The following is a 12,600-nucleotide window of genomic DNA, read 5'->3' as shown; positions in this document are numbered from 1 at the left end:
GCCCGCAGGGTCGTCAATAAGATAGCCCAGGGCGCAGCCCTGGGAATGCGGTGCAACATTAAACGGAAGCCCTGAAGGGGCGCTATTAATCACCGCCGTGGTTAGAGCCGCCCTTACAGGGCTAACCATCATCAGGGGACAATTCCACCCAGGGGGGTGCCCTGGGCTATCTTAGGAGCGCCACTTCGTGGCTGAATCAAATCGATTACGATTTATCCCGCATGGATACCAGCCATTAGCCAGGGATTGAGGAGCGACAGCGACGGCATCCCTGGGATGCATAATTGTTGTACTGAGCTTTTATCAATGCCGATGAAGACGCTGCTGGGCAAGCAATGGGCAAGCAAACAGTGGCACCCGGAAAATGACGTCAATTGAATGCCAAATTAGGCCACTTGCTTTCACTAATGTCACGCAGCGCTACCTCTTATAATCTGCTACTAATTCAGAAAGTGGCAATCTGTTGAGGAATAGATTTATAAAATCATTTACATCAATAGATGTTGTGCCGAACATCATATCGCCCCCATTCAATGGATAGAATCCACTATATTCGTCGCCATTTTTGTTAGATACTGCTCCTCTTACATTCTGCTTCAGTTCGTTTAACAACGCTTGATATGTGATTAGGTTTCCAGAAAAAGCGTTTTCGATAGCAAACTCAATTGTGGAACGGCATCTTTGTATAGCGCGCCCAACAAGAAAGTTATTACTCCCAAAAGTAATATACCAATCTCCGTTGGTGCCTAGTATTCTAGATGAATGCTTAGGGGCCCGACGGGGCCCTTTGGGATGATGCCACCAAGCGGATCCTTGGATAAAGCGAGTTGCGGCGTCCCTTGAAACTTCTTCTTTACCTAGTAAATCATCTAGTAAGAGGCGCAATTCCCTGGCCATTTTCTTGCGACGACGATGGCGACTGATGGCTGACTGGCGGATAGCAGAATCTTTTTTAGCCGCCATGTTTCGTGCTGATCGAAACATTTTCTGCAGTTCTGGCAGTATCGCTTCATACTCACTGAGTATTTCCTTGGTAACTTCTCTCCTCGCTTTCAGCCAAGGTTCAACCAACTTCTTTATTGTCACTACTTCTGAACGATCGTTGATAGCGAAAGTTGCTTCGCGATTGCGACAAGCTTTATTTGTAAGATTTTGACTGCCAATACTCGCAAATGATTCTTCAACGATAATTACTTTGGCATGAAGTTCGGGGACTTCGAAGACTGCGATTCCCATTTGTATGAATTTTTTTAAAGTCTGAATTGAAGAAGCACGAACAGCGAACGCTTCTGCAGACAACACGGTGTGAACCTCACATTGTAATGGATGTGTACAACTCAGAACATTCTCTGCAGTGCTCGAAGTAATATAGGGAGAAAAGACAAGCACGCGCCCTTTGGCAGCGCGGAGTTCCTTGCGCCAACGACCGTCAATGGTTCGGAAGTAATATTGGTCTAGCGCTCGTGTCATAGAACGTCCTTTAGAACATCGAATAACTCATTGTCGAGATGTCTAATACGGATAACGGTGCATGGCGGTGCTGCACTTAAAGTGAGATTGCCGTCCGCCCCAACATGTCTTTTAGTAAAGTGGTAGTTAGAGTAATCCGAGTTTATGGCTCAACAAGTACTGCTGGTAACAGTCGGGGCAACTGGCAGCCTTAATCCAATTCTTGACAAAGTCCAGAATTCCGGTAAATTCGGGGCATGATCACCGATCCAGCCCTACTTCTGCGACAAAAAGGCCTGCAAATCACGGCGCAACGGCTGGCCGTGCTGCGGGCTGTGGCTCTGCGACCGCACTCGACGGCGGACGATGTGGCCGAGGAAGTTCGCGGCGAGATCGGCTCGATTTCGCGGCAGGCGGTCTACGATGCCCTGGGGATGCTCGCCGAGAAGGGGCTCATCCGGCGGATTCAGCCCGCGGGGTCGCCGGCTCGTTACGAGGATCGCGTTGGTGACAATCACCACCACTTGATTTGCCGCGCGTGCGGTAAGACGGTCGACGTCGATTGTGCCGTGGGAGAAACACCCTGCTTGACCGCCGTGGCGGACTCGGGTTACCTGATCGACGAGGCCGAGGTGATCTATTGGGGAACCTGTCCGGAGTGCCGGACGGCAACGACAGAGTAAATACAATTTTGAAACCACGAAACACACGAAATACACAAAAAAGACAAAGATCAAACCGCTAATCTACGCTCATGTTCGCTAATAAATTTATAAGCGTTTTATTAGCGAACATTAGCGGTTAACTTCTTCCTTTTCGTGCTATTCGTTTGATTCGTGGTTAAATAAAAAAACGCCAGACCAACTAGTATCATTAGGGAGAATTCTCATGTCCGAAAACGAAGCGCAATGCCCGTTCAAGCACACGGCCGGGGGCGGCACCACGAATCGTGATTGGTGGCCCAATCAACTGAGGATCGACTTGCTGCGGCAGCACTCGTCGAAGTCCGATCCCATGGGCGAGGATTTTAACTACGCAGAAGAGTTCAAAAGTCTCGACTTCGCGGCGCTCAAAAAAGATCTCGCCGCGTTGATGACCGAATCGCAAGATTGGTGGCCTGCCGACTTTGGACACTACGGCCCACTGTTCATTCGCATGGCCTGGCACAGCGCGGGGACGTATCGCACCGGCGACGGTCGTGGTGGTGGTGGTCGTGGTCAGCAGCGTTTCGCGCCGCTCAACAGTTGGCCCGACAATGTGAGCCTCGACAAAGCCCGGCGGTTGCTCTGGCCGATCAAGCAAAAGTATGGCCGCAAGATTTCGTGGGCCGACCTGTTGATTCTCACCGGCAACGTCGCGCTCGAAACGATGGGCTTTAAGACTTTTGGCTACGGCGGCGGTCGCGAAGACGTGTGGGAACCGGATCAAGACGTTTATTGGGGTGCGGAAAAAACCTGGCTCGGCGGCGACGTTCGTTATAAGGATGGCAGCGAGGGCGTTGCGGAAGTTGGCCCCGTACTGGTTTCCGAAGACAACGCCGACGGCAACATCCACAGCCGCAAGTTGGAGAATCCGCTCGCCGCGGTGCAGATGGGTCTCATTTATGTGAACCCCGAAGGCCCCGACGGCAATCCCGATCCGCTCAAGGCGGCGGTTGATATCCGCGAGACGTTCGCGCGGATGGCGATGAACGACGAGGAAACGGTCGCGCTGATTGCCGGCGGTCACACGTTCGGCAAGACTCACGGTGCTGCTCCCGCGGACAATGTGGGTCCCGAACCCGAAGCGGCTGGCTTGGAAGAACAGGGCTTCGGCTGGAAGAACCGTTTCGGCACGGGCAAGGGGGACGACACGATCACGAGCGGCTTGGAGGTCACGTGGACCTCGACGCCGACCAAGTGGGGGATGGGTTTCTTTGAAAACCTGTTCGGCCATGAATGGGAATTGACCAAGAGCCCAGCCGGCGCGCATCAGTGGGTGGCCAAGAATGCCGAGGCGACGATCCCCTTTGCTCAAGATAAAACGAAGAAGCGTTTGCCGACGATGTTGACGACCGACTTGGCGCTGCGATTTGATCCAACTTATGAAAAGATTTCGCGCCAGTTCATGGAAAACCCGGACCAATTCGCCGAAGCCTTTTCCCGCGCATGGTTCAAGCTGACCCATCGCGACATGGGACCCCGCGCGCGGTATCTCGGGCCCGAAGTCCCGTCGGAAGAATTGATTTGGCAAGATCCAATCCCCACGGTCGATCATCCGCTTGTGGATGATAAAGAGATCGTGGCGCTCAAGAGCAAGATTCTTGGCTCAGGGTTGTCGGTGACGGAATTGGTTTTGACGGCCTGGGCCTCGGCCTCGACGTTCCGAGGTTCGGACAAGCGCGGTGGTGCAAATGGCGCGCGGATTCGGTTGACCCCGCAGAAGGATTGGGAAGTCAATCAACCCGCGCAACTCGCCAAGGTCCTCAAAGCCTTGGAAGGGATTCAAAGCGAGTTCAATAAGGGGAGCAAAAAGGTTTCGCTCGCCGACTTGATCGTGCTGGGTGGTTGTGCCGCGGTCGAGAAAGCGGCGAAGGACGCTGGAGTCGCAGTGACGGTTCCGTTCACCCCGGGCCGCATGGACGCCTCGCAAGAGCAGACCGACGTGGAATCGTTCGACGTAATGGAGCCAATCGCTGATGGGTTCCGCAACTATCTCAAGGGCAAGTACACGATTCCCGCCGAGGCGTTGCTGATCGACAAGGCGCAATTGTTGACGCTCACTCCGCCAGAGATGACGGTGCTGGTCGGTGGCATGCGAGTGTTAGCCGCGAACGCCGGCAAGGATTGTCACGGTGTGTTCACCAAGGAACCTGGCAAGCTCACCAACGATTTCTTCGTGAACCTGTTGAACATGGGGATCGAATGGTCACCCACGAGCCACGAGGCTGATGAGTTCGAAGGCAAATGCCGCAAGTCAGGCGAAACCAAATGGACCGGCACACGGGTCGATCTGCTGTTTGGTTCCAACTCGCAACTTCGGGCGCTCGCCGAAGTCTACGGCAGCAGCGACGCGAAGGAGAAGTTCGTGAAAGATTTCGTCGCCGCGTGGAATAAGGTGATGAATCTGGATCGGTTTGATTTGGCGTAAGACGTGGCGACTGGGAGCTAGAGATTGGGGGCTAGGGGAATGTGAGATCGTGTTTCCCTAGCCTCTTTGTTTTTGTGGGGATTTTGGAACCACGAATCGGACGAATAGCACGAATGGGGAAGAGGGCTCTGCGGTTTTCGATTGGCGTGTATAATTGAGGCGGCAGATGTCCAAGTTAGAAGAGAATTTGTGATGCAAAAAGAAAAAGTCTTGCAGGTGCTCGACTCCTACGCCGATGACGTCGATCTCGATTCCTTTCTGGAAAAAGTCTATCTGATGGACAAGATCGAGACGGGCGAAAAGCAAATCGCCGCTGGGGAAGTCACCTCTCATGAAGATGCGAAACAACGGCTGAAAAAGTGGCTCGACTAGTCGTCATGCAGCCGATTAACATCGGCCGCTCGCCTTTGGGTTTGTGTGTCGTATAATCTTGGCATGACTGACAACCAACTGCTTGCGACGAAACTTACGCCTGCCGCTCTGGAAGAACTGCGCGAGGCGAAGGATATTCTGGAACACCAAGGCTTGGCCGAGCGCTTGGCTGAGCTGGTGGGGGCACCGATCACGGCTTCGCTGAAGTTGCTGCCGGCTGCGGCGGAGAAGCTTATCTACAGCGCTGTGGATAAATCGCTGGAGAAGGCACTGGAGCTGGCCGTCACGACGTTGGGGAGTCACGATAACATTTCACGACAGAGTTATGGATTGAGTAGGGCTCGGCTGATGTCGCACAAGGTGCTGGCCGGTCTGAGCGGGGCAGCAGGGGGTGCGTTTGGCGGGCTTTCGGTCGCGGCCGAGTTGCCGCTTTCCACGACGCTGATTCTGCGCAGCGTGGCGGATATCGCTCGCAGCCAAGGCGAAGACTTGAGCCAGTTGGAATCGCGGCTCGCGTGCTTGGAAGTTTTGGCCCTGGATCCTGGCTCTTACGCCGAAGCGGCCAAAGATTTAGCGGGCTCGAAAGATGACGGCACCGACATTGGTTATATGACCGTGCGGATCGCGATGGGAAAACAAATCGGCGATGCGGCGAAGTATGTCGCCCAGCACGGTCTGGCCGATCGGGCCGCGCCGCCGGTAGTGCAACTGATACACATGATCGGCAAGCGGTTTGGCTTGGTGGTGAGTGAGAAGCTGGCCGCTCAAGCGATTCCGGTCATCGGGGCCGTCGGCGGGGCGCTGATTAACACTTACTTCATCGGTCACTACCAAGATATCGCCCGGGCCCACTTTACGATTCGCCGTCTGGAACGGGAGTATGGTTCGGTGACGGTGATGGAAGCTTATAAGAGCTGTTAGGATTTAGCTATTAGCTGTTAGCCATCGGAACATGGCACCAAGGCTTCTGGTGCGCGGGGCACTCTGAACTGGCTCTTGAGTGGCTTGGGCTTTTTCGCGCTGTGAACGCGATTATTCATGGCTGCGGCGACGCAGGCCAAAAGCAAGATGCCGGCGGTGCAAAAGGCTGTCAGGACGACTAACGTGGCGATGCTGTTCATCTCTTTCTCCAGTAACTGCTAATAGCAGGAATGTCTGAAAGAAATATCACACGGCTACCTAAAGTCGATGTGAAGCGAAGTTAAAATCCTCTTTATCTTCAAGAAAACCGCGAGCCGCCGGGCTTGTGCCGGTGGTAATCTAGCCAAAAACCGTAGGCACAAGCCCACCGGCTCACGACTTAATACCTTATTTTTTCTTGAACTTAAAAATCTCGCGTTCGCTCGCAAAATAGACTTCGCCGTTGTCGTCTTCGCCGAAGGTGATAATCACCGGGCCTTTGTCGCGGATCGTGCGGTTGGCGATGACTTGCTTTGATTCCTCGTCATACCACAGAGCCCACACCTGGCCGGTCACGAAGTCGGCGTAGAGATAAGCTCCTTGTAGTTCAGGGATCTCCTTGCCGCGATAAACATAGCCGCCGGTGGTCGACTTGCCGACGTCGTGGTGATATTCCCAAATCGGTTCGATCAAACGCTCGGTCTGTCCGACGCCGCCGGCTCCAAACTTGTGTTTGCCTTCGCGAAGGTTCCAACCGTAGTTGCCGCCGTTAACAAGCAGATCAATTTCTTCCCAGGTGTCTTGACCCACGTCGGCCATCCAACCTTGGCCGGTTTCGCGGTCGAAAGTAATACGCCACGGATTGCGTATGCCGTAGGCGAAAATTTCTGGTTTAGCAAATCGACCATCGTTAGCAAACGGATTGTCTGCGGGAATCGCATAAGGGGCGGACTTGCCCTCTTGATTGGGCTTCCCTTTTTGATCGATGTCGATGCGAACCACCTTGCCCAACAGCGTCATCAAGTTCTGGCCGTTCATGTGTGGGTCGTTCCACGCACCGCCATCGCCGATGCCGAGGTACAAATATCCATCCGGTCCAAACAAGACCGTACCGCCGTTGTGATTCCAATAGGGCTCGCTGACTTCGAGCAGCACTTCTTCGCTGTCTGGATCACCTTCGTTGGGGTTATCTTCTTTCACCCGGAACTGCGAGATCCGAATCGCGTGAGGTCTTTCGGGGGTTGGCTTGGGGGTGTAATAAACAAAGAACTCGCCGTTCTCTTTGAACTTGGGATGAAACGCCAAACCCAGAAAGCCTTCTTCCGCTTCATGGGGCTTAAATTCCATCACGCGATCGCGAATGTCGAGAAACGTGTGCATCTCGCTCGCGTCGGGCTTGTTGTCGAAAAAGTGGATCGTGCCGTACTGCGTGGCCGCGAACATGCGGCCCGAGCCATCGCCAGCCCCCGTCACAATAATCGGGCGGGGATCGCGAATTTTGCCCTCGTCGATGCCGGTGATCCAATCGGGCCACTCGAGATTAGGAAATGCTGGCACGACTTCGACGGTGGCCAGGGGGCTAGTATCCACATCGGCCGGAGAAACAGTTACAAATAAAACTAGCCAAAACAGCGAGACAATCAGCGTCGAAAACTGCCGAACCATGGGGCGAGCCTCTGTGTTCTTCGTGGAAAGAGGAATTTTGTAACAGAATCACGATCTTAGCACTTAATATTCAGATCGACTATGAGCCGATTGCCGCAGAAAAAACGCCTCATGAATTGCCGACGGCAGATCCATTTTTGATAAGGAACAGAAAGAATGTGTACGACGACGTTAGAAACCCCCACCACCAACGGCAGCGCGTTCGCCGAGCGAATGCTCACGGCCGTCAACGAAGCCACGCTGATGCTGATGACTTCAATTGGCCATCGGACGGGGCTCTTCGATCAGATGGCCGCGATGAATCCGGCGACCAGCGAAGAGATCGCCAAACAAACCAAGCTCAATGAGCGTTACGTTCGTGAATGGCTGGGTGCGCTGACCACGGGCGGGATCATTCACTACGATCCCACGACCAAAAAATATCGTCTCCCGGCAGAGCACGCGGCTTATCTGACGCGCGCGGCAGGAGTGGAAAATTTCGCAAGTGTCGCTCAATGGATCGCTGTTTTGGGCGCGGTAGAGGATGAAGTCACCGCCGCATTTTCGCATGGCCGCGGTGTTCCTTATTCTTCGTACAAGCGTTTTCACGAAGTGATGGCGTCGGAAAGCGCACTCACGGTCGTGTCGGGGCTCGATGACCATATCCTGCCGTTGATTCCAGGGATTGAAGAACGCTTGGAACAGGGCATCAACGTCGCCGACGTTGGTTGTGGCAGCGGCTTGGCATTGATGCACATGGCCGAGCGTTTTCCCAACAGCCAATTCACAGGGCTCGATTTTTCGGTCGAAGCGATCTCCAGCGCACGAGCCATCGCCGAGAAGCGGCGCTTACGCAACGTGCAGTTCCACGTGCAAGATGCCGCTCAGTGGAAATTGAACCAAGAGCTGGATCTGATCTTCACGTTCGATGCGATTCACGATCAGGCGCGGCCCGACATCGTGCTGCAAAATATCCGCAAAGCGTTAAGACCAGGGGGTGTTTATCTGATGCAAGACATCGCCGCGTCGAGTCATGTCCACCAAAACCTGGATCATCCGATGGCACCCATGGTATACACGATTTCGTGCATGCACTGCATGAGCGTCTCGTTGGCATCTGGCGGTATGGGTCTGGGTGCCGCGTGGGGTAAAGAGAAGGCCTTGGAAATGCTGGCCGAGGCCGAGTTTCGCGACGTGCGCGTCGAGGAACTTGAGCATGATATTCTCAACTTTTATTACGTTTGTCAGTGCTGAGCTTTGCGTCATCATTACAGTTGATTGCATCGGGTGACACTTCGACCTCCCTGGAGTCTTTGTTAGAATCGCAGTCTGGCGGTTCTTACTTTTCTTCCGGGAGGTCGTTTCGTGTTGCGATTCTTCAGTGCTTTGTTGCTCTTGATTCTCACGACTTCTATTCACGCAAAGCCCATTGAGCTGACCGTGGCAAAGGATGGCAGTGGCGACTTTGAATCGGTGCAGACTGCGGTGATGAGCGTCCCCGAAGGACGCCCTGAAAGTCCGGTAATCATTCGCATCAAGCCCGGCAAGTATGAAGAGCAAATTCACTTGCAGCGCGAAAAGCGATTTTTTCGGCTGTTGGGCGAAGACCCCGCCACGACGATTCTGACATATCACTTGCATGCCAATCTGCCGGGGGCCGACGGCAAACCGATCGGCACGTTTCGTACGCCATCGACGCACATCGAAGCCGACGATTTTCAGGCCGAGAATCTGACGTTTGAAAACTCCGCTGGACCCGTGGGGCAAGCGCTGGCATTGCGAGTCGACGGCGATCGCGCGACGTTTCGCAATTGTCACTTCCTGGGTTGGCAAGATACGATCCTGGTGAATCGCGGCCGACAGTATTTTGCCGACTGCACGATCAAAGGGCACGTCGATTTTATCTTTGGCAGTGCGACCACTTTCTTCGATCGCTGCCAGATTCATTGTCTGAAAGATGGCTACATCACTGCGGCGTCGACTCCCGACGTGCAGCAATTTGGTTTTGTCTTTCGCGATTGCCAAATCACGGGCGAACCCGATGTCCTCACCTATCTTGGCCGGCCGTGGCGGGACTCTAGCGCGGTGACGTTCGTCAATACTGAAATGAGTAACGTCGTGCGCCCCGTGGGTTGGGAGAACTGGGGGCAACCGCTGCGCGAATACACGTCACGCTATTGCGAGTTTGGCAGCAAGGGAGACGGCGCGAAAGAGAACGAACGAGTCCGTTGGGGCAAGCAACTCACGCCCGCAGCCGCGGCACTCTTCACCGTGGAGCGTGTGCTCGGTGGCCACGACGGTTGGAATCCGAATCAATAAATAGCATCGTTCTTATTTGTTGTCTCGATAACAGAGCAACCACACGGGAAACTGATCGTTGAGTTGGAGTTCATCCTCGACAACAAAGCCCAGCCTCTGATAATACGACACATTCAGGGACTGGGACGTTTCGAGCGCGATCAATTCCTTGGTCGCGCGGCACTGGCAGATTCGCTCGTCGAGCAACTGGGCGGCATGGCCCTTGCCGCGGTGCGAGGGGGCGGTCGCTAAGGCGAGCAGATACCAATAAGGCTCACGCGGATGACGGGCCGCGAGGGCTGTAAACCCGTTACGGACTTCATGAATCCGCCGGCCGTAGGTCCAACGCATAAATAAGGACTCGGCATAATGGGCGAAACGGGTCGGGGCAGGGGGGTGGGGCGGCGTCCAGACGGCCACGCTCACCGGTTCGCCATGTTCATCGCGAATCACGCGGACCAAACCGTCAGGGACTTTGGATCTCAAAATTCGCCGAAAGACTCGCTCGCTCTTTGCAAGTCGGGAATGCTCCTCAGGAAACAACCAACGCTGCAACGGATCGTTCAGCAATGCTTCGGCAAGCAACCTTGCAATCTGCGGCACGTCACTTTGGTGGGCGATCTCGATCACAGGTAGGCTGGCGGTTGGCATCTCGAAATCTACTCCATTTCAGGCCGCTAACCCGCAAGAGGCTACGTTGTGGCCGAATCCAACGCATTCTATAATGACGAACTTCCCCGTGACCGCCGTTGTCTGTAGGGGAACCAATCATCCGCGGGAGGGCAGGGGACTGTCCGCCCGACACTACATTTCACCTGGAGAGCAACCGTGTTTGAGTCGATCGCCATTGTCGGCGCCACCGGCGCCGTGGGAAGCCTGATTCGCCAAATGTTGGAAGAACGGAATTTTCCGTACTCGAAAATCACATTTCTGGCCTCCGAGCGGTCCGCAGGCACGACGATCACGTTCAAAGGTGAAAAGCACAAGGTCGAGTTGCTGCGGCCCGAAGCATTCGACGACATCGATCTCGCCATTGGTAGTACCCCCGATCCGGTCGCGAAGGAATTCTGTCCTTGGGCCGTGGAGCGCGACTGCGTGGTCGTCGACGAAAGTGGTTACTGGCGGATGGACCCCAACGTGCCGCTGGTTGTCCCCGAGATCAATCCCGAAGCAGCTTTCAACCATCGAGGCATTATCGCCAGCCCGAACTGCTCGACGACGCAGATGGTCTTGGCGATGAAGCCGCTGCACGATGCCGGCACGATCAAACGAGTCATCGTGAGCACCTATCAAGCCACGAGCGGAGCAGGGGTGCAAGGCCAGGAAGACTTGATCGCCGGCAGCCGCGCATTTTTGGAAAAAGAAGATTACAAGTATCAGGTCTTTGCCCACCCGATTGCTTTCAATTTGATTCCGCAAATCGGTTCGCTCAAGCACGAAGGCTACACGAGCGAAGAAATGAAGATGGTCTTCGAGACCCGCAAGATCTTGGGCGACGATTCGATTCAAGTTTGCCCCACGTGTGTGCGCGTGCCTGTGGAGAATTGCCACAGCGAAAGCATTCTGGTCGAAACTGAAAAGAAGATCACCGTGGCCGAGGCACGCGAGTTGTTTGCCGCGACGCCGGGCATCAAAGTTGTCGACGACTTGGCGGCGGGGGTCTATCCCATGCCCGCCAATTGCAGTGGCGACGATGCTGTGTTCATCGGCCGTATCCGCGAAGATCTCTCGAGCCCCAACGGCTTGGCCTTCTGGTGCGTGAGCGACAACCTTCGCAAGGGTGCCGCCACCAACGCCGTGCAAATCGCCGAGTTGCTAGTTCGCTCGCAAGCGGCTGTGTAGTTCACTGAAAATGTTTTTTACAGGAGGAAGCAGAGGCAGCAGAGCTTTAAGTCATCCTGAGAGAGCCTTGGCGACCGAAGGATCTGGCCTGCAGTACCTTCACATATGGCAGGCGTGTCATAAATGAAGCCAGATTCCTCGGGTAGCAGAACTCCCTTCGGAATGACAATTCTTCTCTCTGCTCACTCTGCTTCCTCCTGTAAATTTTTTCTATGCCGACGTTCAAACTCATCATCGCGTACGACGGCACGAAGTTTTCCGGTTGGCAGTTTCAACCCGATCGCCGTACGGTGCAGGGGGCCGTGCAAACCGCGTGGGAACAAATCACGGGCGAAGCCGTGCAAGTTTCGGCCACGAGCCGCACCGACGCGGGTGTTCATGCCCTCGGGCAAGTTGTCGGCGTCAACTCGAACACGCATCTCACGGCCGATCAGCTTTATCGCGCGATCAACGCCAAACTTCCCGAGGATGTGATTCTCGTGGCGATTGAGGAAGTCGCGGCCGGTTTTCATGCGACTTACGACGCCAAAGGCAAGCGCTATCGCTATCGCATTCATAACGAGCGCACGCGGCCGCTATTTGATCGCAACTTGGTGTGGTACGTGCCGCAACCACTGGATGCCGAAGCGATGCACCGGGCAGGACAAGCCTTGGTGGGGACGCACGATTTCTTGAGCTTTCAAGCCGCGGGTTCCGAACGCGAAAGCACCGTGCGGACGATTACGGCCATCGAAGTTCGTCGGGGCAGCAACGACCAAGCTTCCCGCGTGGAAATCGACGTCGAAGGGGATGGATTTCTCTACAACATGGTGCGAATCATCGCGGGCTCGCTGGTCGATGTGGGTTCGGGGCGGCGCGATGAAAAGTGGCTCGCCGAGGTAATGGCCGCACGCGATCGACGTGTGGCGGGGCGGACTGCGCCCCCTGAAGGGTTGTGTTTGTTGCACGTCTATTATTAGACAATTC

Annotated in this window: 12 protein-coding genes; 8 read left to right on the top strand and 4 right to left on the bottom strand. The window is 54.8% G+C overall.

Annotated elements, in window-relative coordinates; genetic code table 11:
• Positions 1-420 precede the first annotated feature (420 nt).
• Positions 421-1,470, bottom strand: a complete 1,050-nt coding sequence (locus SH678x_RS05765; protein ID WP_496921936.1) for a phospholipase D-like domain-containing protein — start codon at positions 1,468-1,470, stop codon at positions 421-423.
• Positions 1,471-1,706: 236 nt separating this feature from the next.
• On the opposite strand from SH678x_RS05765, the gene SH678x_RS05760 reads away from it, so the two are divergent.
• From SH678x_RS05760 to SH678x_RS05745, 4 genes are all read left to right on the top strand, one after another.
• Positions 1,707-2,132, top strand: coding sequence for a Fur family transcriptional regulator (locus tag SH678x_RS05760; RefSeq protein WP_496921935.1), 426 nt, complete (start codon positions 1,707-1,709; stop codon positions 2,130-2,132).
• Between the two features lie 205 nt (positions 2,133-2,337).
• Complete coding sequence (gene katG, locus SH678x_RS05755) at positions 2,338-4,578, top strand: catalase/peroxidase HPI (protein WP_496921934.1); 2,241 nt, start codon at positions 2,338-2,340, stop codon at positions 4,576-4,578.
• A 189-nt stretch (positions 4,579-4,767) separates the two neighbouring features.
• Complete coding sequence (locus SH678x_RS05750) at positions 4,768-4,950, top strand: hypothetical protein (protein ID WP_496921933.1); 183 nt, start codon at positions 4,768-4,770, stop codon at positions 4,948-4,950.
• 63 nt (positions 4,951-5,013) lie between these two features.
• Positions 5,014-5,871, top strand: coding sequence for an EcsC family protein (locus SH678x_RS05745; RefSeq protein ID WP_496921932.1), 858 nt, complete (start codon positions 5,014-5,016; stop codon positions 5,869-5,871).
• A 17-nt stretch (positions 5,872-5,888) separates the two neighbouring features.
• Here SH678x_RS05745 and SH678x_RS05740 read toward each other — a convergent pair whose 3' ends face one another.
• Complete coding sequence (locus tag SH678x_RS05740) at positions 5,889-6,071, bottom strand: hypothetical protein (protein WP_496921931.1); 183 nt, start codon at positions 6,069-6,071, stop codon at positions 5,889-5,891.
• 187 nt (positions 6,072-6,258) lie between these two features.
• Positions 6,259-7,515 (bottom strand): PQQ-dependent sugar dehydrogenase, encoded by a 1,257-nt coding sequence (locus tag SH678x_RS05735; protein ID WP_496921930.1) that lies wholly within the window; start codon positions 7,513-7,515, stop codon positions 6,259-6,261.
• Positions 7,516-7,671: 156 nt separating this feature from the next.
• Between SH678x_RS05735 and SH678x_RS05730 the strand changes: the two genes are divergently transcribed.
• Together SH678x_RS05730 and SH678x_RS05725 are read left to right on the top strand one after the other, a co-directional pair.
• Entirely contained in the window at positions 7,672-8,748 is a 1,077-nt protein-coding gene (locus SH678x_RS05730) for a class I SAM-dependent methyltransferase (protein WP_496921929.1), read from the top strand.
• Positions 8,749-8,859: 111 nt separating this feature from the next.
• A complete protein-coding gene (locus SH678x_RS05725; RefSeq protein WP_496921928.1) occupies positions 8,860-9,813 on the top strand; it encodes a pectinesterase family protein in 954 nt (317 codons plus the stop codon).
• Between the two features lie 12 nt (positions 9,814-9,825).
• On the opposite strand, the gene SH678x_RS05720 is transcribed toward SH678x_RS05725, so the two are convergent.
• The gene (locus SH678x_RS05720) at positions 9,826-10,443 is read right to left on the bottom strand and encodes a GNAT family N-acetyltransferase (protein WP_496921927.1); all 618 of its coding nucleotides are present in this window, start codon (positions 10,441-10,443) and stop codon (positions 9,826-9,828) included.
• 177 nt (positions 10,444-10,620) lie between these two features.
• Between SH678x_RS05720 and SH678x_RS05715 the strand changes: the two genes are divergently transcribed.
• Both SH678x_RS05715 and truA read left to right on the top strand, forming a co-directional pair.
• On the top strand, positions 10,621-11,634 hold the full coding sequence (locus tag SH678x_RS05715) for an aspartate-semialdehyde dehydrogenase (protein ID WP_496921926.1): 1,014 nt from the start codon (positions 10,621-10,623) through the stop codon (positions 11,632-11,634).
• 212 nt (positions 11,635-11,846) lie between these two features.
• Complete coding sequence (truA, locus tag SH678x_RS05710; protein ID WP_496921925.1) at positions 11,847-12,593, top strand: tRNA pseudouridine(38-40) synthase TruA; 747 nt, start codon at positions 11,847-11,849, stop codon at positions 12,591-12,593.
• Positions 12,594-12,600: the final 7 nt, after the last annotated feature.

This window comes from Bythopirellula superficialaquae (genome assembly GCF_059632245.1).
The sequence above is the reverse complement of the archived record's forward strand: the minus strand, read 5'-3'. Positions and strand labels throughout refer to the sequence as shown.